The organism is Collimonas antrihumi (genome assembly GCF_018304965.1).
Lineage (GTDB): Bacteria > Pseudomonadota > Gammaproteobacteria > Burkholderiales > Burkholderiaceae_D > Collimonas > Collimonas antrihumi.
In genome coordinates this window covers 169,811-191,566 of the sequence record NZ_JAGQED010000005.1, presented here as the reverse complement: position 1 = coordinate 191,566, position 21,756 = coordinate 169,811, and the positions used below count along the sequence as shown (strand labels likewise).

Here is a 21,756-nt window from a genome sequence, read left to right as displayed (position 1 = left end):
GGATTGCCCAATTTTGCCCGTGGCGGGCAAGGCCTCGGGGTAAAATACCGGCCATGACGACACCGCAATTTATTCATCTCCGCCTCCACTCTGAATATTCCATTGTCGACGGCTTGGTACGCATCGACGATGTAGTAAAAGCCGCAGCCAAGGATCAGCAGGCAGCACTTGGCATCTCCGATCTGGCCAATTTGTTTGGCATGGTCAAATTCTACAAGGCTGCACGCGGAAAAGGCGTCAAGCCGATTATCGGCTGCGATGTCTGGATCACCAATGATGACGACCGCGACAAACCATCGCGCTTGCTGTTGCTGGCCAAGAACCGTGGCGGTTATTTGCAATTATGCGAGCAGCTGTCCCGCGCCTGGCTGGAAAACCTGCACCGCGGCCGCGCTGAAATTCGCGCTGAATGGCTGGCGGAGCTGAAAGAGCAGAGCGGCGGCAATGGCCTGATTGCTTTGTCCGGCGCCCACTTTGGCGACATCGGCATTGCTATCGATAACGGTAACGTGGGGCTGGCTGAACGTTGCATTGAACGTTGGGCGACTATTTTCCCCGACAATTTCTATGTCGAGATCCAACGCGCCGATCAGCCCAATATGGAAGCGCATGTGCGTCAGGCAGTGGCGCTGGCGGCCAAATTCAATGTGCCGGTGGTGGCTACCCATCCTATCCAGTTCCTGGATAAGGAAGAATTCATCGCGCATGAAGCGCGCACCTGTATCGCCGAAGGTGAAATGCTGGCCAATGCGCGCCGTGTGCGTCGCTTCAACGACCAGCAATCGTTCAAGACCCAAGCCGAAATGGCCGAGCTGTTCGCCGATATGCCGGCAGCTTTGCAAAATTCGATCGAAATTGCCAAGCGCTGTAACCTGGTACTGCAACTGGGCAAGCCACAATTGCCGGATTTCCCGACGCCGGACGGCATGACGATCGGCGAGTTCCTGATACAGCAATCGCAGGAAGGCCTGGAGCTGCGCCTGGTGCACCTGTTTCCTGACGAAACCAAGCGCGAGCAACAGCGCCAGCGCTACCAGGACCGGCTGAAGTTTGAAACTGACACCATCATCAAGATGGGTTTCCCTGGTTACTTCCTGATTGTTGCCGAATTTATCCGCTGGGCCAAACAGAACGGTGTACCGGTTGGACCGGGACGGGGTTCGGGCGCCGGGTCGCTGGTGGCGTATTCGCTGCAGATTACCGACCTGGATCCACTCAAATACAATTTGCTGTTCGAACGTTTCCTCAATCCTGAACGGGTATCGATGCCCGACTTCGATATCGACTTTTGCCAGGAAGGGCGTGATCGCGTCATCCAGCACGTCAAGGATTTGTACGGCAAGGATGCGGTGTCGCAGATTGCCACCTTCGGTACGATGGCGGCCAAAGGCGCTATCCGCGACGTCGGCCGGGTGCTCGATTTTGGCTACAATTTTTGCGACGGCATCTCCAAGCTGATCCCGTTCAAGCCGGGCAAGCACGTGACGATTGCCGACGCCATCCAGGAAGAGCCGATGCTGGCCGAGCGTCTGGAGAATGAAGAAGAGGTCAAGCAGCTGCTGAACCTGGCGCAGCAAGTCGAAGGCATCGCGCGCAACATCGGCATGCATGCCGGTGGCGTGTTGATCGCACCTGGCAAACTGACGGATTTCTGCCCGCTGTATACGCAGGGTGGCGATGCTGGCGTTGTTTCGCAATACGACAAGGACGACGTCGAAGCCGTCGGCCTGGTCAAGTTCGACTTTTTGGGTTTGACCACGCTGACGATTCTTGATCGCGCGGTGCGCTACATCAAGCAGCTCGATCCGGCCATGGCCGATTTCAGCCTGGAAAAACTGCCGCTCAACGACCGGGCATCCTATGAATTGCTGACCGCCGCCAGAACGGTCGCCGTGTTCCAGCTGGAAAGCCGCGGCATGCAAGGCATGCTGAAAGATGCGCGTCCCGACCGCTTTGAGGACATTATCGCGCTGGTGGCGTTGTATCGTCCGGGTCCGATGGACCTGATTCCGGATTTCTGCAAACGTAAGCACGGCGAACGCTTCGACTATCCTGACCCGCGCACTGAAGGCATCTTGTCCGAAACCTACGGCATCATGGTGTATCAGGAGCAGGTGATGCAGATGGCGCAGGTGGTTGGCGGCTACTCGCTCGGCGGCGCGGATTTGCTGCGGCGGGCGATGGGTAAAAAGAAAGCCGAAGAAATGGCGGAGCATCGCCAGATTTTCCGCGACGGTGCAGCCAAGGATGGCTTGACCGAAGCCAAGGCCGACGAGATTTTCGACTTGATGGAAAAATTCGCGGGCTACGGCTTTAACAAGTCGCACGCTGCCGCATATGCTTTACTGTCGTACCACACTGCTTATCTGAAAGCACATCACCCCGCCGCGTTCATGGCCGCCAACTTGTCGCTGGCGATGGACGACACGGAGAAGGTCAAGATCCTGGTAGAGGATTCGCTGGTCGTGTGCAAGTTGACCTTGCTGCCGCCGGACATCAATTTATCGGATTATCGTTTTACGCCTGAAGGCGAGCCGGGTAAAAAGGCTACTTTCATCCGTTATGGTCTGGGCGCGGTAAAGGGCTCGGGGCAAAACGCGATTGAAGCCATCATCGCGGCGCGCAAGGAAAAACCTTTCGTCGATCTGTTTGATTTCTGCCTGCGTGTGGACAAGCGCCAGATCAATCGCCGCACCATCGAATCGCTGATACGTGCAGGTGCGTTCGATTGCTTCAAGGTTGACCGCGGGATTCTGCTGGCTTCGGTGCCGCGCGCGATGGAGGCTGCAGATCAGAAACTGGCATCAGCCAATCAGGTCAGCCTGTTTGGCGGCGACGACAGCGATCTTGAAGCGCCTATCGAATACGTGCAGGCAACGCCGTGGACTGACAAGCAAAAATTGACCGAAGAGAAGATCGCGCTGGGTTTCTATCTGTCAGGACATTTGTTCCATGCCTACGCTGCGGAGGCGCGCCGTTTTGCGCGTACGCCGCTGGGAAGCCTGGAACCTTCGCGCGAACCGCGCACCCTGGCCGGCATCATTTCCGGCTTGCGGACGCAAATGACCCAGCGCGGGAAGATGATGATCGTCACGTTGGATGATGGCAGTGCGACTGTCGATGTCACCGTTTATAACGAACAGTTCGAGCCGAACAAGGCGTTCTTCAAGGAAGACGAATTTCTGGTGGTGCAGGGCAAGGTATCGGAAGATCGCTTTAATGGCGGTTTGCGGGTATCGGCAGAAAAGGTGATGGATATCGCCACCGCGCGGATTCATTACGGCCGCCAGTTTGTCTTGTCGCTTGCTTCCTCAGGTCGGCAAATCGACCCCGCCTATCTGAAAAATGTGCTGACGCCGCATCGTTCTGAAAATGGATTGCCGACGACTCTGCGCTATTCCGGGAACGGCGTGGCTTGCGAAATAATGCTTGGTGACGCTTGGCGTGTCGCTCCAAATGATGAGTTGCAAGGTTCTCTGGTAGAGAAACTGGGCAAGGAGTCGGTTGTGGTTGAGTATTAGCGCATGCTATCTGCCTGGCGGCAGCGACCATCATCATATGAATCTTGAGTTGACAAGAATTTTTGGCAGATACTCATCAGCAGAAATACTCTGCGTTAAATTCGGAGAAAAATTTGTCGTCTTATTTTAAGTGGCCAGTATTCATTGCCATTATGCTGTTTCCATTGTTGTCGATATCACTGCACAACGTTGGAAATGCTTGTCTGTTTTCTCTCTTCCTTCTGGCTATTGTGGCGGCGGGATGCCGTTACAATCCGGCGGGAATAAGTTTTGGTCAGCTGCTGAAAGACTACTGGCCGCTTCATCTAGCCATGGCGTCGCTAACTCTTGCAGTATTACTGAATCAAATTTTGACCGGGATATTTGCGGTCAAATACTATGATACGGCAATCAGAATCGCTCTGTTTGTACCGGTGTTATGGGTAATTTTGGAATTGCCGCTGAATTATTTAAAAAAAATACAATGGGCGTTTGTTGTAGGCGTGCTGCTAGCCGTTATAAAAATTTATGTAATTACGAAGGGTGGGGTTTTACGCCCACCAAATATCGGTTTTCTGGCTACCATCCCGTTTTCTGACATGGCGTTATTGTTCGGCATCTTGGCGCTAATTTCCATAGGTTGGAGCGAACGTGAGGAAAAACTGGCGATCGGATTCAAAGTCTTAGCTTGTTGTGCGGGTATCTATGTCACCATTTTGTCTCAAACCAGAGGCAGCTGGATTGCAATCCCGGTTTTTGCTTTAACTGGCTTCATGCTGCTCAGGAATATACGCGTTCGTTACAGGATAGCTATTCTTGTATTGGTACTGGCAACGCTGGGAACTGTATTCACCTTTAATAGCGTGGTCCAAAACAGGCTCGCTGCAGCCAAAACAGATATAACCCTGTATGCAGACCGGGAAAATGCCGATACTGCGCTTGGAATCCGCTTGCAACTCTGGCGAGCCTCCTGGGAGCTGTTCAAGGAAAATCCGATTGTCGGAGTCGGACGGGAGAACTTCAGTGACAGGTTGGACGATTTATCCGCGCGTCGCATAATTACCCCCATGGCGACCTCGTTTTCGCACTCTCACAATGAAATTCTATTCAATATGGCGATTCTAGGTGTGTTTGGCCTGCTGGCAATCTTGTCGATCTATTTCGTTCCAGGCTACTACTTTATTCGGGACATTCGTCATCCGGATGGTGTGGTAAAAACCGCCGCTGGCATGGGTTTAATACTTTGCCTGGGTTTTTTTGTCTTCGGTCTTACGGACATGATGTTTTTTTGGAGTGTTTTGGGCGGCGTGTATAGCATGAGCGTCGCGGTATTTCTTGCCTGTATCATAAAACGAAAAAAAGAACTGAAAGCAGCCTGATTGATGAGCACTTCTTCCTACACGACATATTTCAAGCGTCTTGCAATACTACATCGGCCATATAAAAAGCGATTGGCCTTGGGCCTTCTTGGCATGGTAGTGACAGCAGCAACAGAACCACTGGTAGCCTATATTTTCAAGGTTTTGCTGGATCATGGGTTCGTCGAAAAACCGACTTTTCCGCTGTGGCTGGTGCCGGTAGCCGTGATTGGTGCATTTGTGGCACGCGGTGCATCTACTTTTTTGACAACCTACATGACTAACTGGGTATCCACCCGGGTATTGAATGCACTGCGTCAGCAGATGTTCAATCGTATTTTGAATGTGTCGATTGATTTTCATGCCACCCATACGGTAGGGCGTGTGATCAATTCGATCATGTTTGAAGTGCAGCAAATCATAGAAATGATCAGTAAATTGTTTACCTCCATCGTGCGCTGCGTTCTAACCGTCGGGGGGTTGTTGGGCTACATGCTCTTTATCAGCTGGAAACTGACGATCGTTGCCTTGGTACTGATGCCGCTGATGATCCTGGTGGTACGCACGACTGCCAAGCGATTGAAAAAACTGAATAAGGATTCACTCGACGTCAATGCGCAGTTGACGCAGGTGATCGAGGAAACTACGCGGGCGCAGCAGGTAATCAAGGTATTCGGTGGCGAAGCCTATGAGAAGAAAAGATTTGAAGAGTCGGCCGAAAATTTGCGTCATTACAGCATGCGGATGACCAGCACTTTTGCCGCCACGGTGCCGGTTACTCAAATCATGATGGCTTGCGCCATGTCGGTGATGATTACGATGGGGCTGGTGCAGGCAAGTCACTCTCAGCTGACGGCCGGCGATTTCGTATCGTTTTTGGCCGCCATGATCGCTTTGCAGGTGCCACTGAAGCAGCTTGCGGAAGTGAATGGTCCGCTACAGCGTGGCATGGCGGCAGCGGAAGCGGTGTTCAAGTTGATTGACAGCCCCGTTGAACGGACAAGCGGCAGGCATTTGGACAAACGCGTTCTGGGGAAAATAGAATTTTCTAATGTCGGCTTCACTTATCCGGGCCAAGACAAGCCGGCATTGAAAGCAATTAATCTTAGCGTAGAGCCAGGCGAGACCATCGCATTCGTCGGTATGTCCGGCGGCGGAAAATCGACATTGGTCAATCTGATCCCTGGATTTTATTCGGCTACCGAAGGCCGTATTCTGTTGGATGACCTTCCAGTCGAGGAGATCTCGCTGGTTAGCTTGCGGGCGCAAATAGCCATGGTGAGTCAGAACGTCGTGCTATTCAATGACAGCATCGCGGCCAATATCGCCTACGGCGACAGTGCCCCGAGTCGCGAGCGGGTTGAAGCAGCTGCCAAGGCCGCGCATCTGACGGAGATGATCGCAGGCTTACCTGAGGGTTACGAGACACAAATTGGTGATAACGGTTCACGCTTGTCGGGTGGTCAACGGCAGCGTCTGGCGATGGCCCGCGCTATCTATAAGGATGCTCCTATCCTGATTTTGGACGAGGCCACATCAGCGTTGGATACCGAGTCAGAAAGGGCGGTGCAGGCAGCTTTGGACCAACTGATGCAGGGCCGTACCACATTCGTGATTGCGCATCGATTGTCCACCATCGAGCGGGCAAGTCGTATCGTCGTACTTTCCAACGGCAGTATCGTCGAAGTTGGTACGCACGACGAACTGCTTGACAAGCGCGGCGCATACGCAAATTTGTATCACCTCCAGTTTTCCAAGGACGTCGTGAATGTGGAAATGTAATGGTGAAGACCTTAAGCAATATGCTTGAGATAGCAGATGTTCATTTTCAAAAAAATCACAAGAAAATCTCATGACAGCACAACTTGTTCCCGGCGATGTATTAAGAAAAACAGATAAGATTTTATTTATCGCCCATCTTGCGCTCGGCGATTTCACTTATCTGCAAAACTGTTTCCAGGCTTTCGCACAGGCTTTCCCCGATATCAAAATCCACATTTGGGTGGATGAGGTGCGCCGCACCAGGCAGGTTGCTGCATGGCCTTTCCTGAAAAAATATGCCTTGTATGACTGGCTGGCGGAATGCCCTTTTGTCGCCAAGGTTTATCAGCAGACCTATAGTCCGGATTTGTATGAGAAATCGATCGCAGAAGCGCAACAGCAGGATTATCCGCTGGTAGTGTCGTTGTCGACCTTGCGCCCGCCGATGTACGCAACGATGGCACGTCAAATCAGTCCGCGCGGGTTTGTCGTCGGCATGAAGAAGCCTGCCGGGATGCTTGCACTGCATAAGCACCTGGCGTATCGCAAACTGGATGCCGCACTCGATCCGGACCGTGGCGTACGATCCGGCATGCATATCAGCGACGTCTATGCCGGCTGGTTCCAGCAGCTGTTCGGCATGACCAGCGAGCCGGCTTCGCGCTTCCCTTTTGTGCATATCCCGCCGCAATGGCAACTTGCAGCGCAGGATCAGTTGCGCGAATGGGGATTCAAATACCAGGAGCCGCCTGCTGCCGGCAAGCTGTTGTTCATCAACCCCTATGCCAAGAATAACAAGCGCTGCTGGCCGCTGGAACGCGTTGTTGAACTGGTCGCGGCCGTAAACCAGCTGGACGCCTGGCGTGGCGCGCATTTCATCGTCAACGTTGTGCCGGAAGAGATGGAGAACGCCGCAAAATTTTTTGCACCATACACTGCGCAGCAGGTGCGCTTGTTTAGCGCGCAGGAGAATTTTTTCCAGCTGCCAGCCATGTTGCTTGAATGCGATTTGATCGTCTCGGTTGAAACGGCAGTCATGCATCTTGCCAACGCGGTGCGGGTTCCGGTGGTTGCCCTGATGCGCCAGAAAAATCCGGAATGGGCGCCGATAGATCAGGAGCATAGCGTGGTGATCACCACCGCCAGCCGTCGCGATTGGGTGAAGGCAATCACAGTCGCGCAGGTGGTAGAGGTTTTGGGGCGCTGATAGATGAATTTTCCCGTGGAAGAAAAGACCAACGGTCGGCAACCATTGCATATCGCCTTCGGCGTAGACAGCAATTATTTTCTGGGCATGGGTGTGGCGATCGTGTCGGTCTTGGAAAACAACCGTGGCCAGGCCTTGGTTTTTCACGTGTTGACACCGTCGATTTCGGATGAAAATGCGGCCAGGCTACGGCAGATTGAAGCCCGTTATCAGACCGTGATCAATGTCCGGATAATCGATCCCTCGATATTTGACGAATTTGCGGATTTTCCCAGTTTCAGTCAATATTCAGCGGCGATTTTTACACGACTCCTGATTGCAGGCGCGCTGCATGGCGTCGCCGATAAGGTGCTTTACCTCGATGCCGATATCGTCTGCCAAGGCAGCATTGCGGAGCTGATGGCTATCGATATCAGTGATTGCGTGGTGGCGGCCGTCGGCGATGTAGGATCGATAGCGGAGAACCAGATCGCCACCTTGAAATTATCGAGCCGGCAGTACTTCAATTCCGGCGTGCTCTACATCAATGTCGATAACTGGATGGCGAGCGATGTCTGGCATCACGCGGTAAATGCTATTCTTGCCAGCAGCAAGAAATTTTCTTTCCCGGACCAGGATGCCTTGAACATCGTACTGGATGGCAGGGCCAAGATCATCGATTCGAAATTCAACTGGATGTACGATTTGTTTGGCGAAACTGCCAGCAACAAGAAGATTTCCGGAGATGCGGTGTTTGTCCACTTCGTCGGCAGACTGAAGCCCTGGCATGACTGGTGTTGCAATTCATCCAACAGCCTGTTTTTTAAATACCAGGCCTTGTCGCCTTGGGCCGGGGTTGCCTTATACCCGCCGAAAAACTACAAGGAAATGCGCATGTTTTCGCAAGGCCTGCGCAAAACAGGCAAGTGGAGACAGAGCACGGTCTGGTACGCTAAATACCTGCTGAATAAATTTTTTCCCTGATCGAATCGTTTGCTGCCTACTTGACGCCGACCTGGTCATCAGCAGTGCGCTTTTGACCGACCCACTCCAGGACATTTTTTTCCACCAGGTCCGGTGAGATATTCCTCATGCAATCGCAAGTAAGCGCATGCTTGATTTTGCAGCCATTGCAGTCAACAACCGGTTGACACAACGATCTTGCGCGAATGCCGAGGGCTCCCCATCGGCCGGGGTGCATGGAGCGGGCGCCCGGAAACAAGCCGATTGTGCGCTGGCCGAAGGCTGCAGACATATGCAAGGGCCCGGTACCGCTGGCAATCAAGCCGTCTGCCGCGTTGATAAAGCACGCTAATTCGGCTAGCGTGAATTTTCCGCAGACATTGCTCACATTAGGCAACTGCAGTAGTTCCGGCGCGTGTTCAGCCAGCCATTGGCCTTCCGCAGCGCTACCGGTCACCCACACGTGCAGGCCTTGCTGCTTGCCCAGGGATCTTGCCAGCTGCACGAAATAATCGCTCGGCCATTCCCTGCCATGGCCGTTGGATTTCGGATGGAAAATCAGGTTGAAGCGATACGGCCGCAGCATCTGGTCCAGCGCCGCATCGTGAGGGATCTTGAAATGATACATGGCCGGAATGGCAGCCAGCTCAGGAATGGTATCGATGCCTAGCGGACGCAGGTATTTGAAGTTGAGCTGGGCCTCGTGGCTGTTGGAACCGCCCCTGGTGAAATGTACCGGGCGGTTGCAATGCCACCAGTTGAACCAGGTCCGATAGGCATTGCCGATGCGCACCGGTACCCTGGCTTTGTGCGCCGCTGCCGCCAGGCGCTTGTCGAGCTGGGCAAAGATGATGACATCGATATCCGACCCGGCGAAATAAGCCACCGGATCGACCAGGCTTTCCATCTCTATCACCGCATCTACAGTGGAGCAATAACGAACTACCGCCGCCGCATAGGCCCGGCACAGAAAGCTGATTTTTACGCCCGGAAAGCGCTGCTTGATATAAGCGGTGAGAGGCAGCGTGAGTATGACGTCGCCGATATTATCGGTGCGGCATATCAGAATATGCGAGATTGCCATGTTCGAATCGATTTGCAAAGGGTACGGAAAATTTTCAGAAACGATGCGCTTACCGGGCTGCCAGATATTTCATGTACCACCTGAAGCTGTCCAGTACCTGGCCCCGTTTCATCAGGAAACGGGAATACATCCTCATCTCCTTATAGTTTCTTGGCACCGGATCAAGCGCAAGATCAGCCCAAGGCGAAAGCGCCTGGTATTTGACGAACAAGTCTCTGGACGCATGTAAGCACCAGTCGTTCCAGGGTTTTACCGCGCCGGCGAAGTGAATGAAGACCACCGCACCGATATCGCGCATCTGGCGCTTGTCTTTTTCCAGGTCGTGGATCAGGTCGTAGAGGAAATTCCATTTCCTGTCGATGTACTTGATTTTTCCTTCCAGTACCACGTTGAGTGCGTCCTGATCCGGGAATCTGTAGTCCTTGCCGTGTTCCAGGATGGCAAGGATGGTCTTCTCAGTGATTTCCTGGGCCGTCCAGTTATCCACGTGCATGTACATCACACCGGAATTGAAATATTTTTGCGATGCCAAATGCAAGGCTGCGCAGCGTCTTCTGGTGGTTTCATCGGCGTCCGGCACGACAATCGCCGCGCTATCGCCAAAATCCATTTGCAGCAACTCAGCCATGCTGCCGACACACAGGATATCTGCATCCAGGTAGAGAACCTTGTCGCACATTCCACGCAAGGTGGAGGGGATCAGCAAGCGCGTGAAGATGGTCGGTGAATAGTAGGAGAACTGCGAGATGTGCGCGAACGGCTGGAATACCGCCGGATCGATGATATGCACGTGCGTCTTGAGCTGGTACATCTGTTCCAGCTCCTTGAAGCGCTTGCGGTTATCCTCGGAAAGTGAAAAGGCGAACACATGAAAAGTGAAAACCACGCCCGGGCTATTGGCGATGATGGAGGCGATCGTCGCTCCCATGCTGCGGCAATAGTGGTCGTCGACACAGAAGGCGATATGGAAAGAATCGTCAACCGCGTTATTAGCATCAGAGGGGGCAGCAGAAATCGGTAAAGAACTAATCATGTAAGCCTTACATAAGGATGATGTCGTATTGCTCCTGCGGATAAACCGTTTCCACTTGCAGGGAAATCGGTTTATGAATGAAATCGCCCAGCATGGCCAGATGCTGCGATTCTTCTTCGAGGAACATGTCGACCACCACCTGCGATGCCAAAATGCGGAATTCGCGCGGATTGAACTGTTTCGCTTCGCGCAGTACTTCACGCAGGATTTCGTAGCAAATGGTGCGCGCCGTCTTTACCTGGCCCTTGCCGTTACAGGCGGGGCAAGGTTCGCACAAGATATGCGCCAGCGATTCGCGCGTGCGTTTGCGGGTCATTTCCACCAGGCCCAGGGCGGAAAATTCCGATACCGATTTCTTGGTACGGTCGCGCAGCAGCGCTTTGTGCAACTCGGCCAGCACCGCAAGCTTGTGCTCGCTATTCTCCATGTCGATGAAATCGAGAATGATGATGCCGCCTAGGTTGCGCAACCGAAGCTGGCGCGCGATGGCGTGCGCTGCTTCCAGGTTGGTCTTGAAGATCGTGTCGTCGAAATTGCGGCCGTTGACGAAACTGCCGGTGTTGACGTCGATGGTGGTCATCGCTTCGGTCTGGTCGACGATCAGGTAGCCGCCGGACTTGAGCGGCACACGGCGGCTCAACGCTTCCTGGATTTCTTCTTCTACACCATACAAATCAAACAAAGGGCGCTCACCGGTGTAATGCATCAGCCGCGCTGTGACAGACGGCGTGTAGCTGGCGGCGAATTCTTGCAACTTCTGGAAATTCTCGCGCGAGTCGACCTGGATGGTGGTGGTCTCGTCGTTGACAAAGTCACGCAGCACGCGCTGTGCCAGACTCAAATCCTGGTGCAGCAAGGTCGGCGCCGGTTTGGTTTTTGCCAGCAGCGTGATGGACGACCAGGTCTTGCGGAGATACTCGATATCCATCTGCAGATCGGCGTCCGAGGCGTCTTCGGCCATGGTGCGGATGATGAAACCGCCTTTTTCCTCAGGCGGCAGCAGCTTTTGTACTTTGTTCTTCAGCAGTTCGCGTTCGGCTTCATTTTCAATCCGTTGCGAAATGCCGATATGCCGGTCTTGCGGCAGATACACCAGCATCCGGCCGGCGATGGAAATCTGGGTCGACAGCCTGGCGCCTTTGGTGCCGATTGGGTCTTTCACCACTTGCACAGTCAGCGACTGGCCATCGAACAGCAGCTTTTCAATCGGCGTCTGTTGCGCCGCCTGGCCATCGTGGGCACGGGTTTCCCAGATGTCGGCGACGTGCAGAAAGGCTGCGCGCTCCAGTCCGATATCGATAAATGCCGACTGCATGCCGGGTAGTACGCGGACCACTTTGCCGAGGTAAATATTGCCGGCCAGGCCACGCGACAAGGTGCGTTCGATATGCAGTTCCTGCACCGCTCCCTGGAAAATCAGCGCAACGCGCGTTTCCTGGGGGGTGATGTTGACGAGGATGTCTTCGCTCATAAAATGCGGATGCCTGCCTGTTGTAGTAGTTGTGCGGTTTCGAAAAGAGGTAAGCCCATGATGCCTGAATGGCTGCCGTGTATGCTTTCGATGAAAATCGCTGCCGGTCCCTGGATGCCATAAGCGCCGGCCTTGTCGTAAGGCTCGCTGGTATTGCAGTACGCTTCGATCATGGCCTCTGGCAGCTCCTGAAATAAGACATCCGAAACCTGCGTGAGTTGCCAGGATTCTTCATGATGGACGACGGCAACGCTGGTGAGGACCTGATGGCTGCGGCCCGACAACAGTCGCAGCATGGCGATCGCCTCGGGTTTATTGGCCGGCTTGCCAAGAATCCGGCCGTCGATCGTCACCGTGGTATCGGCCGCCAGGATAGGGCGTACCGGCAAACTGCGCCAGACCATCATCTGGTGTGCAGCGCGGGCTTTTTCCATGGTCACCCTGACGACATAATCCTGCGGTGATTCATCCGGCAAGACTTCCTCGCTGACATCTGGACCGCGTGGCGTCTGGTCGCGCAGCAACAGCAATTCAAACGCGACGTCGATCTGCCGCAGCAACTCCCGCCGGCGCGGGCTTTTCGAGGCAAGGTAGATTTTCTGGAAAGGATTTTTCATTGCTGGCGGCTATGGCGATGCGTCGTCTGATAATTCCAGCGATTATTACAGAGTTACATGGGTATTGGGTGGCTTATTGGCGCGCCGAAGAGGCTCAAAGGCTTCAAAGGGTTCAGACCCGGTGATAAGGATGGTTCTGGGTAATCGACCAGGCCCGGTACAGTTGTTCGGCCAGCAGTACCCTGACCATGCCGTGCGGTAAAGTCAGGCTGGAGATGCGCAGCAAGCTGTCGGCATTGGCCTTGAATTCCGGATCCAGGCCATCGGCGCCGCCAATGATGAAGGCGACATCACGCCCGTCGCGCTGCCATTGGGTCAGCTGTTGCGATAACTGGACACTGGTAAGGTCTTTGCCGCGCTCATCGAGGGCGATGATACGCACGCCTTTCGGCAGTACCGCCTCGATCCGGCTGCGTTCCAGCGCCATGGCTGTTTCAGCGGTCTTGCTGCCGGAGCGTTCGACTGGCTTGATTTCCTTGAGGACGATGCGGCAATCCGGCGGCATGCGTTTCGCATACTCGCCGAAGCCGTTTTCTATCCATGCCGGCATCTTGTGGCCGACCGCAGCGATGATGAGCTGCATGAGGAACTATGGATGCAGCAGCTTATTCAGCTGCTTTGGTTTTTGCCGGAGCACGCTTGACAGCGGGTTTCTTGGCAGGTGCTTTCTTTGGCGCTGCAGCCTTCTTCGGTGGCACCGAGCTCTTCGACGGCGCTACCTTGATGGTTTTGCCGACGGCCTTCTTGGCACCGTCAGTCTTGACCGGCTTCTTGCGCGCTGGCGCTTTCTTCGGTGTTTCGTCTTCTGCCTTCAATGCTTGCGAAGTAGTCAGGTGGCGCGAAACCTTCTTCGGCGCTGCTTCTTCAGCTGCAGTCTGGGTGGACAGCCGTTTGGCTGCGCCGAACTTGACTTCCTTGTCGCCCCAGATTTCTTCCAGGCGGTAGTAAGCGCGGATCGCCGGCTGCATGATGTGCACCACCATGTCGCCCATGTCGACCAGCACCCATTCGCCAGTGTCTTCGCCTTCGACGCTGAGAATCGTGCCGCCGTTTTCCTTGACCTTATCGCGTACCGAGGCGGCCAGCGCTTTGGTTTGGCGATTGGACGTGCCGGAAGCAATCGCGATACGGTCGAACAAACCGGTCAGGTGGACCGTGTCGTAGACGCGAATGTCTTGGGCTTTGACGTCTTCGAGTGCATCGATGACGAGACTTTGTAGTTTTTTGATATCCATTTAATTCTTATAGAGATGATGTTGTTCAATATAGTCCAGTACTGCCGCCGGGACCAGCGTGTCGGGTCTTTTTGCATTGTGCAGCGCGGAACGAATTTCTGTTGCCGAAATGTCTACAGCTAAATTTTTCGCCAGGTAGGTCAAACCGTGCGCGCTCTGGCGAATCTGCTCCGGGGTGGCGGCGCGGCGTGTAAATTCGCGCGTAACCTCGGCTGGAACCCGTGATTCATCCATGGCAAAACCGGGCCGCGAGGCCACGCCCAGATGGGCATAGTCAAACAAGCGATCCCAACCTTGCCAGCTATTCAAGTGCTGCAACTGGTCTGCACCCATCAGGAACACGATAGACGCTTGCGGCCCAAGTTCGGCCCGCAATGCTTGCAGCGTATCTATCGTATACGTCGCGGTCTGCCGCTGGATTTCCTGCTGGTCGATGACGACCGCTACGCTTTGCTGGCTAAATGCGCGCCTGACCATCTCCACCCGTTGCTCCGGAGTGGCTTGCAGGCCATGCTTTTGCCAAGGGTTGCCGGTAGGAATCACCCGCAACTCATCTGGCGCCAACAAGGTCACAAAGTATTTCGCCAGCGCCACATGACCATTATGGACCGGATCGAAACTACCGCCGAGGACTGCGATACATGGCCTGGGCCTGGGCCGGGAGGTTTGATTGGATGTCATCGGAGAACTGCCCATCAAACCCACTCGCGATGGATCAGAAAATCGGTATATAGCTTGGCTTCCGGGCTTCCAGCCGCCGGTTGCCAGTCGTAACGCCACTTGACCACGGGCGGCATCGACATCAGGATGGACTCGGTACGCCCCCCGGATTGCAGACCGAACAAAGTGCCGCGATCATACACTAAATTGAATTCAACATACCGGCCGCGACGATATGCCTGGAAATCGCGCTCGGTTTCACCGTAGGGAATATCCTTGCGGCGCGCCAGGATCGGGGTATATGCCGGAATGAAAGCGTTACCGACGCTCTGCATCATGGCAAAGCTCTGTTCGAACCCCAACTGGTTGAAATCGTCGAAGAAAATGCCGCCGACGCCGCGTGGTTCCTTGCGGTGCTTCAGATAGAAGTAGTCGTCGCACCATTTTTTGAAGCGCGGGTAGAGCGCCGCATTCTGGCCGCTGGCATCGTCAAACGGCGTCAGAGCATCGCGGCAGGTGCGGTGAAAGTGCTCGACGTCTTCCGCAAAGCCGTAATACGGCGTCAGATCGATGCCGCCGCCAAACCACCATACCGGCTCCTGGCCTTCTGCGCTGGCGATAAAGAAGCGCACGTTCATATGCACGGTAGGTGCAAACGGATTACGCGGATGCATGACCAGCGACACGCCCATGGCTTCCCAGTGCCGGCCTGCCAGCTCAGGACGGTTGGCGGCTGCCGACGGCGGCAGGCTTTTGCCCATCACGTGCGAAAAGCCGACGCCGCCGCGTTCCAGTACGTTGCCTTCTTCGATGATGCGCGAAATGCCGCCGCCACCTTCTGCGCGTTGCCATTGATCGCTGCCGAACGGCTTGCCGTCAATCTGTTCCAGCGCCGCGACGATGCGCGCTTGCAGATCCAGCAGGTAGGATTTGACGGCCTCGGCGGGATTGTCGGGAGTGATGTTTGAGCTCATCGGGAGAGAAGAGTAGTGCTTGCGCTAAAAGAAGTAGGGTGGGCAAGTTCTTTTGCCCACGCTGAAACGCACTGCTGCACTACATCGGCGCGACATCCCGCGTGGGCACGGGGCCCCACCCTACGTGTTATGGTTGCCTGATCAGGCATGCTTCTTGAGTGCCCGCCAGCCGATATCGCGGCGGAATTGCGCGCCGCTGAAATGAATCGAGTCGACCACGCTGTAAGCCTGCTTCTGTGCCACTTTGACACTGTCGCCCAGGCCGACCACGCATAGAACCCGGCCACCGGAAGTGGTCAGGCGCTCACCGTTGAGGGTGGTGCCGGCATGGAATGTCACCGTGTCGGCAGTCTCGGCGGGAATCCCGGAAATCAGGTCATCCTTGCGCGGAGCGTCAGGATAGCCGGCGGCGGCCATCACCACACCCAGCGCAGTACGGCGATCCCACTCAAGTTCAATCGTGTCCAGCGTGCCGCTGACGGCGTGTTCCATCACGGTCAGCAGATCGGTTTTCAGGCGCGCCATGATCGGCTGGGTTTCCGGATCGCCCATGCGGCAATTGAATTCCAGTGTCTTTGGATTGCCTTTGTCGTCGATCATCAGGCCGGCATACAAAAAGCCGCTGAACGGAATGCCGTCCTTGGCCATGCCTTGCACGGTGGGGGTAATGATTTCCCGCATGACGCGCGCGTGCAATGCCGGGGTGACGATAGGCGCCGGCGAATAAGCACCCATGCCGCCGGTGTTCGGCCCCTGGTCGTCATCCTTGAGGCGCTTATGGTCCTGGCTGGTTGCCAGCGGCAAGATGTTCTTGCCGTCGACCATGACGATGAAGCTGGCTTCCTCGCCCGCCAGGAATTCTTCGATCACCACGCGTGCGCCGGCATCGCCAAGGCGATTATCGGACAGCATCATATCGACCGCGCCATGCGCTTCTTCGATGGTCATGGCAACCACTACGCCTTTGCCGGCAGCCAGGCCATCGGCCTTGATGACGATCGGGGCGCCTTTTTGGTCGATGTAATGATGGGCGGCGTTGACGTCGGAGAAGGTTTGATATTCGGCAGTCGGGATGTGATGCCGTTGCATGAACGATTTGGCGAAGTCTTTCGAGCTTTCCAGCTGCGCCGCTTCACGTGTCGGTCCGAAAATCTTCAAGCCGCGGTCGCGGAAAATATTCACGATACCGGCAGCCAGCGGGGTTTCAGGGCCGACTACGGTAAGCGCGACATGTTCCCGCACGACGAAATCCGCCAGCGCCGCAGGATCGGTAATGTCGATGTTTTCCAGCCGCTGATCCAGCGCCGTCCCGCCATTGCCAGGCGCCACGTAGACAGTTTGTATGCGCGGTGATTGGGCGATTTTCCACGCCAGGGCATGCTCACGGCCGCCAGAGCCCACTACGAGAATTTTCATAAAAATTTTACGATCCGAGTCAGTCTTCAATTACTGCGTTACTGTAAATTTCTTGCACGTCGTCCAGGTTTTCCAGGGCGTCGAGCAGCTTTTGCATCTTGATCGCATCGTCGCCCGAAAACACGGTTTCGGTCGCCGGCTTCATGATGATTTCGGCCATTTCGGCTTTGAAACCGGCTTTTTCCAACGCCTCTTTGAGCGCTGCGAAATCATGCGGTGCGGAAATAACTTCAATCCCGCCTTCGTCATCGGTAACGACATCCTCGGCGCCGGCTTCCAGCGCGGCTTCCATCAGAGCGTCCTCATTGGTGCCGGGCGCAAACAGCAACTGGCCGCAATGCTTGAACATGAAGGCCACCGAGCCTTCGGTGCCCATGTTGCCGCCGAATTTGGAAAACGCATGGCGGACTTCGGCCACGGTGCGAATTCTGTTGTCAGTCATGCAATCGACAATGATGGCGGCGCCGTTGATGCCGTAACCTTCGTAACGCACTTCTTCATAGTTGACACCGTCCAGGCCGCCGCTGCCGCGCTGGATTGCCCGGGTTACGTTATCCTTTGGCATATTGGCATCGGATGCCTTGTCGATTGCCAGCCGCAAACGCGGATTGGCATCGACATCGCCGCCGCCCATACGGGCCGCAACGGTGATTTCCTTGATCAGCCGGGTCCAGATTTTGCCGCGTTTGGCATCGGTGGCGGCCTTCTTATGCTTAATGTTGGCCCATTTGCTGTGTCCAGCCATGATGGTTCTTTCTTGCTTGAGTTAGCTATAATCAAAGCGCAATTTTACCATATCGCACTTTCCAGAAATCGACTGAAATCCACTGAATCCACTTGCTTATCTCCTTACTTACCTTTTCAACCAAGCCCGCCAAAACATGTCAAATCCCCTCCTGATTGCCAAAAACGCCCAGCAAGACCTGACGCTTCTGCCTGCATTGGTGAACCGCCATGGCTGCATCACCGGCGCCACCGGCACCGGTAAAACCGTGACCTTGCAGGTCATCGCGCAAGCACTGTCGGACAGCGGCGTGCCGGTCTTCATGGCGGATGTCAAAGGCGACCTGTCCGGGATGGGCAAGGCTGGCGCGGCGTCGGACAAGCTCAAGCAGCGCCTCGAAACGCTCGGAATCGGTGAGCCGCAATGGGCGGCTACGCCTGTGACTTTCTGGGATGTGTACGGCGTGCAGGGGCATCCGGTGCGGGCTACCATCTCTGATATGGGGCCGTTGCTGCTAGCGCGCATGCTCAATCTGAACGACACGCAACAGGGCGTATTGCAGCTGGTTTTCAAGATTGCCGACGATAGCGGCTTGCTGTTGCTGGACCTGAAGGATCTACGTGCGATGCTGCAGCACGTCGGCGATAACGCCGCCAGCTTCCAGACCGGATACGGCAATATTTCCGCAGCCAGCATCGGCGCTATCCAGCGTGGCCTGATCGGCATCGGCGAGCAAGGTGGAGAGCAATTCTTCGGCGAACCGATGCTGAACATCGACGACCTGATCCAGACCGACGGCAACGGCAAGGGCGTGGTGAATATCCTGGCCGCCGACAAGCTGATGAACGCACCGCGTCTGTATTCCACCTTTTTGCTGTGGATGCTGTCGGAACTGTTCGAGCACCTGCCGGAAGTAGGCGATCTGGACAAGCCGAAGCTGGTGTTCTTTTTCGATGAAGCCCATTTGCTGTTCAGCGAAGCACCCAAGCCTTTGCTGCAGAAGATCGAGCAAGTGGTGCGCCTGATCCGCTCCAAGGGCGTGGGCGTATTCTTCGTCACGCAGAACCCGCTGGATATTCCCGATACCGTGCTGGGCCAGTTGGGTAACCGCGTGCAGCATGCGTTGCGCGCCTATACACCACGCGACCAGAAGGCAGTGCAAGCCGCCGCCGATACCTTCCGCGCCAACCCTGCATTGAATACCGCGCAAATCATCAGCGAGCTCGGCGTCGGCGAAGCGCTGGTGTCTTTCCTGGATGAGAAAGGCCGTCCGAATATCGTCGAGCGCGCCTTCATCTTGCCGCCGGCATCGCAAATCGGTCCAGTCACCGATGACGAACGCAAACAACTGATGGCAACCTCGATCGTCGCCGGCGTGTATGAAACGGCGATCGATCGCGAGTCCGCATATGAAAAACTGAAGGGGCGCGCCGCTGTTGCGCCAGCCACCAAAAATGGCGCCGAAGCCGGTGCTGATTCTTCAAGTGATTCCGGCACTTCCTGGGGCAGCGTATTGGGCGGCCTGCTCGGCGGCGGCTCAGGGCGCAAGGACAGCGTGGTGCAAGCGGTAGTCAAATCCGCTGCACGCACCATAGGCTCGCAAGTCGGCCGTGAATTGATCCGCGGCGTATTGGGGTCCTTGCTGAAAAAGAAGTGAGATTGTCCGTCATCCGTGATTGCGCTTTCAGGACGGGACAGGGAGCGAAGTTTTCTTGTTCGTTCCTATTCGTTCCCTTAGCAACGCGATTTCCACATACCTATTACAATTCCATCACGGGCAAGCAATGAGCAGCAAGTTACACCCTGGTAGCCGCCAGATTTTTCTTGGCGGCTTGGCAATCGCGGTCGCCGGCGCCATTCTGTTTTCCGCCAAGGCGATCGTCGCCAAGCTGATATATCGTTATCAGGTTGACGCTGTGTTGCTGATTACGTTTCGCATGTTGTTTGCGTTGCCTTTGTTTTCCGCGGTAGCCTTGTGGAAAGCGCGCAGTGAAGCGCCGTTGTCGAATGTCGACCGGGTGCGGATTGTGGTGCTGGGGCTGATTGGGTACTACCTGTCGAGTTTTCTCGATTTTCTCGGCTTGCAGTATATTTCTGCCGGGCTGGAGCGCCTGATCTTGTTCTTGACGCCTTCGTTCGTGTTGTTGATGTCGTTCTTGTTTTATCGGCGCCGGGTGAGTTGGCTGGAATGGGTTGCTTTACTGATTTCCTATATGGGAACCGTGCTGGTGTTCCTGCACGATGTGCGCCTGGGGGGATCGAATGTCGGCCTGGGCAGTGCGCTGGTGCTGGGCGCGGCAATCAGTTATGCGCTATACCTGATGCTGTCCGGGGAACTGGTGAATCGGGTCGGGGCGATGCGACTGGTGGCTTACGCGATGTGTGTGTCTTGTGCCGCTTGTATTTTGCAGTTCGTGCTGTTGCGGCCACTGCCGATTCTGTGGCAACAACCGCCGGCCGTGTATGGTTTGTCGGTCATTAATGCCGTGTTTTGCACGGTGCTGCCGGTATTCATGACGATGATCGCCGTGGCGCGCATCGGTCCGGCGACTGCGGCGCAGGCCGGCATGGTAGGGCCGGTATCCACCCTGTTTTTGGGGGCATTGATTTTGGCGGAACCGGTAACGGCGATTCAATTGACCGGTACCGGTCTGGTGTTGGCTGGTATTTATCTGATTTCAAAAAAGAAAACGTAAAGAAATAAAAAACAAAAGCAAAAACAAAAGCAAAAACAAAAACAAGAGAAAAAAACGGGGATTTGAGGCAGTCAGACGCATTATTTGGAGGTGATAACAATCATGGTAAAAGCAATCAGGATGTCGAGGACCGGTGGCCCGGAAGTGATGGAATATGTCGATGTGGAGGTCGGCGAACCAGGGTTGGGCGAAGTGCGGATACGGCATGTCGCTTGCGGTTTGAATTTTATCGATGTCTACTTTCGCACCGGCTTGTATCCGCAGCCATTGCCAGGCGGCCTGGGGCAGGAAGCTGCCGGCGTGATCGAGGCGGTTGGCGCTGGCGTGCAGCACGTCAAAGTGGGCGACAGGGTGTCGTATGCCACGCGTCCCAATGGTGCGTATTCCGAGGCGCGTGTGATGCCTGCCGCGTTCCTGGTCAAATTACCTGATTCCATCAGTTTCGATACCGCTGCAGCGATGACGCTGCAAGGTTTGACTGTGCAATACTTGTTTCGCCGCACCTTCCCTTTGCGCGGCGGCGAAACCATCCTGTTTCACGCCGCTGCCGGCGGCGTCGGCCTGATTGCCTGCCAATGGGCCAAAGCGCTGGGTGTAACGATGATCGGCACGGTCAGCTCAGCTGAAAAAGCGGCGTTGGCGACCACGGCCGGTTGTGCCCATGTGATCAACTACAAGACCGAAAATTTCGTCGAACGGGTCCGGGAAATTACCGGTGGCAAAGGCGTGCCGGTGGTCTACGACTCGATTGGCAAGGATACTTTCATCGGCTCGCTGGATAGCCTGGCGCCGCTGGGCGCCATGGTCAGTTTCGGTAACGCTTCCGGCGCAGTGCCGCCGTTCAGCCTGAATGAGCTGGCTTCGCGCGGCTCGCTGACTATTACCCGGCCTTCGCTGCCGAGTTATATTTCCAGTCGCGCCGATCTGGATGCGGCGGCGGCAGACCTGTTCCAGATGGTAGATAGTAAGAAAATCACGATTGAAATCAATCAGCGATATGCCTTGAAAGATGTGGCGCAAGCGCATATCGACCTGGAGTCGCGCAAAACCACTGGCTCAACTATTTTGATTCCTTGAG

General features: G+C 55.2%; 18 protein-coding genes. 8 read left to right on the top strand and 10 right to left on the bottom strand.

The window, feature by feature from the left end; translation table 11 throughout:
- Positions 1-53: 53 nt before the first annotated feature.
- The 5 genes from dnaE (at position 54) to KHU29_RS07210 (ending at position 8,789) form a co-directional block, all read left to right on the top strand.
- On the top strand, positions 54-3,521 hold the full coding sequence (dnaE, locus tag KHU29_RS07230) for a DNA polymerase III subunit alpha (protein ID WP_211452163.1): 3,468 nt from the start codon (positions 54-56) through the stop codon (positions 3,519-3,521).
- Positions 3,522-3,583: 62 nt separating this feature from the next.
- Complete coding sequence (locus KHU29_RS07225; RefSeq protein WP_211452162.1) at positions 3,584-4,879, top strand: O-antigen ligase family protein; 1,296 nt, start codon at positions 3,584-3,586, stop codon at positions 4,877-4,879.
- A 3-nt stretch (positions 4,880-4,882) separates the two neighbouring features.
- A complete protein-coding gene (gene msbA / locus KHU29_RS07220) occupies positions 4,883-6,640 on the top strand; it encodes a lipid A export permease/ATP-binding protein MsbA (protein ID WP_211452161.1) in 1,758 nt (585 codons plus the stop codon).
- Positions 6,641-6,710: 70 nt separating this feature from the next.
- Positions 6,711-7,826 carry a glycosyltransferase family 9 protein gene (locus KHU29_RS07215; protein WP_211452160.1) on the top strand — a complete coding sequence of 372 codons (1,116 nt, stop codon included), beginning with the start codon at positions 6,711-6,713 and terminating at the stop codon, positions 7,824-7,826.
- Positions 7,827-7,829: 3 nt separating this feature from the next.
- Positions 7,830-8,789, top strand: a complete 960-nt coding sequence (locus KHU29_RS07210) for a glycosyltransferase family 8 protein (protein WP_211452159.1) — start codon at positions 7,830-7,832, stop codon at positions 8,787-8,789.
- 16 nt (positions 8,790-8,805) lie between these two features.
- On the opposite strand, the gene KHU29_RS07205 is transcribed toward KHU29_RS07210, so the two are convergent.
- The 10 genes from KHU29_RS07205 to KHU29_RS07160 form a co-directional block, all read right to left on the bottom strand.
- On the bottom strand, positions 8,806-9,852 hold the full coding sequence (locus KHU29_RS07205; RefSeq protein WP_211452158.1) for a glycosyltransferase family 9 protein: 1,047 nt from the start codon (positions 9,850-9,852) through the stop codon (positions 8,806-8,808).
- A gap of 49 nt (positions 9,853-9,901) precedes the next feature.
- A complete protein-coding gene (locus KHU29_RS07200) occupies positions 9,902-10,885 on the bottom strand; it encodes a glycosyltransferase family 8 protein (protein ID WP_211452157.1) in 984 nt (327 codons plus the stop codon).
- A gap of 7 nt (positions 10,886-10,892) precedes the next feature.
- Positions 10,893-12,356 carry a ribonuclease G gene (gene rng, locus KHU29_RS07195; RefSeq protein WP_092358991.1) on the bottom strand — a complete coding sequence of 488 codons (1,464 nt, stop codon included), beginning with the start codon at positions 12,354-12,356 and terminating at the stop codon, positions 10,893-10,895.
- On the bottom strand, positions 12,353-12,973 hold the full coding sequence (locus KHU29_RS07190; protein WP_211452156.1) for a Maf family protein: 621 nt from the start codon (positions 12,971-12,973) through the stop codon (positions 12,353-12,355). The genes rng and KHU29_RS07190 overlap by 4 nt, the downstream gene beginning before the upstream one ends.
- A gap of 112 nt (positions 12,974-13,085) precedes the next feature.
- Complete coding sequence (rlmH, locus tag KHU29_RS07185; protein WP_092358986.1) at positions 13,086-13,556, bottom strand: 23S rRNA (pseudouridine(1915)-N(3))-methyltransferase RlmH; 471 nt, start codon at positions 13,554-13,556, stop codon at positions 13,086-13,088.
- A 22-nt stretch (positions 13,557-13,578) separates the two neighbouring features.
- Positions 13,579-14,208 carry a ribosome silencing factor gene (gene rsfS, locus KHU29_RS07180; protein WP_211452155.1) on the bottom strand — a complete coding sequence of 210 codons (630 nt, stop codon included), beginning with the start codon at positions 14,206-14,208 and terminating at the stop codon, positions 13,579-13,581.
- Positions 14,209-14,889 carry a nicotinate-nucleotide adenylyltransferase gene (locus tag KHU29_RS07175; RefSeq protein WP_211452154.1) on the bottom strand — a complete coding sequence of 227 codons (681 nt, stop codon included), beginning with the start codon at positions 14,887-14,889 and terminating at the stop codon, positions 14,209-14,211.
- 14 nt (positions 14,890-14,903) lie between these two features.
- Positions 14,904-15,842: an oxygen-dependent coproporphyrinogen oxidase gene (hemF, locus tag KHU29_RS07170; RefSeq protein WP_211452153.1), complete on the bottom strand. Its 939-nt coding sequence runs from the start codon at positions 15,840-15,842 to the stop codon at positions 14,904-14,906.
- Between the two features lie 141 nt (positions 15,843-15,983).
- On the bottom strand, positions 15,984-17,258 hold the full coding sequence (gene purD, locus KHU29_RS07165) for a phosphoribosylamine--glycine ligase (protein ID WP_211452152.1): 1,275 nt from the start codon (positions 17,256-17,258) through the stop codon (positions 15,984-15,986).
- 19 nt (positions 17,259-17,277) lie between these two features.
- Positions 17,278-18,003 carry a YebC/PmpR family DNA-binding transcriptional regulator gene (locus KHU29_RS07160; RefSeq protein ID WP_211452151.1) on the bottom strand — a complete coding sequence of 242 codons (726 nt, stop codon included), beginning with the start codon at positions 18,001-18,003 and terminating at the stop codon, positions 17,278-17,280.
- Between the two features lie 136 nt (positions 18,004-18,139).
- On the opposite strand from KHU29_RS07160, the gene KHU29_RS07155 reads away from it, so the two are divergent.
- From KHU29_RS07155 to KHU29_RS07145, 3 genes are all read left to right on the top strand, one after another.
- Positions 18,140-19,639, top strand: a complete 1,500-nt coding sequence (locus KHU29_RS07155; RefSeq protein WP_211452150.1) for a helicase HerA-like C-terminal domain-containing protein — start codon at positions 18,140-18,142, stop codon at positions 19,637-19,639.
- Positions 19,640-19,766: 127 nt separating this feature from the next.
- Positions 19,767-20,678: a DMT family transporter gene (locus tag KHU29_RS07150; RefSeq protein ID WP_211452149.1), complete on the top strand. Its 912-nt coding sequence runs from the start codon at positions 19,767-19,769 to the stop codon at positions 20,676-20,678.
- Between the two features lie 102 nt (positions 20,679-20,780).
- Entirely contained in the window at positions 20,781-21,755 is a 975-nt protein-coding gene (locus KHU29_RS07145; RefSeq protein WP_211452148.1) for a quinone oxidoreductase family protein, read from the top strand.
- Position 21,756 lies beyond the last annotated feature (1 nt).

Coding starts and splice junctions, on each gene's coding strand:
- purD (WP_211452152.1), bottom strand. CDS start 17,258: ATGAAAATTCTCGTAGTGGGCTCTGGCGGCCGTGAGCATGCCCTGGCG.
- KHU29_RS07215 (WP_211452160.1), top strand. CDS start 6,711: ATGACAGCACAACTTGTTCCCGGCGATGTATTAAGAAAAACAGATAAG.
- KHU29_RS07190 (WP_211452156.1), bottom strand. CDS start 12,973: ATGAAAAATCCTTTCCAGAAAATCTACCTTGCCTCGAAAAGCCCGCGC.
- KHU29_RS07200 (WP_211452157.1), bottom strand. CDS start 10,885: ATGATTAGTTCTTTACCGATTTCTGCTGCCCCCTCTGATGCTAATAAC.
- msbA (WP_211452161.1), top strand. CDS start 4,883: ATGAGCACTTCTTCCTACACGACATATTTCAAGCGTCTTGCAATACTA.
- KHU29_RS07175 (WP_211452154.1), bottom strand. CDS start 14,889: ATGACATCCAATCAAACCTCCCGGCCCAGGCCCAGGCCATGTATCGCA.
- dnaE (WP_211452163.1), top strand. CDS start 54: ATGACGACACCGCAATTTATTCATCTCCGCCTCCACTCTGAATATTCC.
- rlmH (WP_092358986.1), bottom strand. CDS start 13,556: ATGCAGCTCATCATCGCTGCGGTCGGCCACAAGATGCCGGCATGGATA.
- KHU29_RS07160 (WP_211452151.1), bottom strand. CDS start 18,003: ATGGCTGGACACAGCAAATGGGCCAACATTAAGCATAAGAAGGCCGCC.
- hemF (WP_211452153.1), bottom strand. CDS start 15,842: ATGAGCTCAAACATCACTCCCGACAATCCCGCCGAGGCCGTCAAATCC.
- KHU29_RS07145 (WP_211452148.1), top strand. CDS start 20,781: ATGGTAAAAGCAATCAGGATGTCGAGGACCGGTGGCCCGGAAGTGATG.
- KHU29_RS07205 (WP_211452158.1), bottom strand. CDS start 9,852: ATGGCAATCTCGCATATTCTGATATGCCGCACCGATAATATCGGCGAC.
- KHU29_RS07155 (WP_211452150.1), top strand. CDS start 18,140: ATGTCAAATCCCCTCCTGATTGCCAAAAACGCCCAGCAAGACCTGACG.
- KHU29_RS07210 (WP_211452159.1), top strand. CDS start 7,830: ATGAATTTTCCCGTGGAAGAAAAGACCAACGGTCGGCAACCATTGCAT.
- rng (WP_092358991.1), bottom strand. CDS start 12,356: ATGAGCGAAGACATCCTCGTCAACATCACCCCCCAGGAAACGCGCGTT.
- rsfS (WP_211452155.1), bottom strand. CDS start 14,208: ATGGATATCAAAAAACTACAAAGTCTCGTCATCGATGCACTCGAAGAC.
- KHU29_RS07150 (WP_211452149.1), top strand. CDS start 19,767: ATGAGCAGCAAGTTACACCCTGGTAGCCGCCAGATTTTTCTTGGCGGC.